2 protein-coding genes are annotated in these 1,301 nt (G+C 67.9%); both read right to left on the minus strand.

Features of this window, described 5'->3' with window-relative positions; all coding sequences use genetic code 11:
• Positions 1-29 precede the first annotated feature (29 nt).
• Complete coding sequence (locus ACTOQ2_RS43865) at positions 30-947, minus strand: IS3 family transposase (RefSeq protein ID WP_440107955.1); 918 nt, start codon at positions 945-947, stop codon at positions 30-32.
• 2 nt (positions 948-949) lie between these two features.
• On the minus strand, positions 950-1,301 hold a 352-nt coding region (locus ACTOQ2_RS43870; RefSeq protein WP_440107957.1), incomplete at its 5' end, for a transposase.

Genomic DNA, 1,301 nt, shown 5'->3' on the forward strand with positions numbered 1-1,301 from the left:
TGTCAATCCCCTGAAATCGTGGAGACGGTTTATGCCACAGCGGTCCCCAGCAGGGCCGATGAGGCGTGTCTCTTCTCGATCATGTGACGTTCGAATGTGATGGGCGGCAGGCCGTCGTTGGCGCTGTGCCGCCGGGTGGTGTTATAGAAGTCGGTGATCCAGGTGGCGATCTTCAGACGGGCCTCGGCCCGGGTGCGGAACCGGTGGCGATGCACATACTCGACCTTGAGGGTGCTGTTGAACGCCTCGGCGGCCGCGTTGTCGAGCGCGCAGCCCACGCGCCCCATGGACTGGACCACACCCCAGCGCCTGCACAGCTCCTGGTAGCGAGCAGCGGTGTATTCCGAGCCGCGGTCCGAGTGGAAGATCACCCCGTCCACGTCGCCGCCGCGGGTGGCCACCGCCATCTGCAGCGAGGCGCAGGTCAGCGCGGCATCGTGGTGCTCGGACATGGCGTAACCGAGCAGCCGGCGGGAAAACAGGTCCTCGACCGTGGCCAGGTAGAGCTTGCCCTCGTCGGTGTCGATCTGGGTCACATCGCCGCACCACAGCACGTCCGCAGCGGGCGCGGTGAACGTCCGCCGCACCAGGTCCGGCGCGGCCGGCCGCTTGCCTTGGCGGGTCAGCGAGCGCGGCTTGCGCCGCCGGCGGGCGACCAGGCCGAGCTCGGCCATTCTTGCTGCGACCGTGTTCTCCGACACCCGCCAGCCCGCCTCACGCAGGTCACGAGTGATGCGCGGCGAGCCGTAGGTGCCGCCCGACGCCTCGAATGAACGGGCGATCTGCGCATCCAGGTCGGCCCGCCGACGCTGCCGGGCGGTCGGCGCGGGGTCGCCGATGCGGTTCTTCCACTTGTAGTACCAGGACTGCGAGACGCCCAGCGCCCGGCAGGAGACGGTGTGGTCGATATCGTGCTCGGTCTTCTGGGAGCTGATGAAGGCCGCCACGCTTATCGGCCCATCGCCTCTTTGACCCACAAGACCACGGAACGCTTGAGCACGTCACGCTCGTCTTCCAGCTGCTCGCGTTCCTTCTCCCAGGCCGCCTTCTCCTGGGCGTGCTGCTTGACCAGCGCGGCCTTCTCCCGCCGCAGCCGGGCCAGCTCCTCCTGCTCCGACTCCTCCAGCGTTCCGCTCCCGTTGCCGTTGTACTGCTCGTCCAGCCGGTCCATCTGCACCCAATTGTGCAACGTATACGGGCTGATCCCCAGATCCCGCGCCACCTGCGCGACGGGCTTGCCGGTCTCCTTCACGATACGCACCGCACCCGCCCGGAACTCCGGATCAAAGCGCCGTCGCGTG

Source organism: Streptosporangium sp. H16, from assembly GCF_051918855.1.
Taxonomy (GTDB): Bacteria; Actinomycetota; Actinomycetes; order Streptosporangiales; family Streptosporangiaceae; genus Streptosporangium.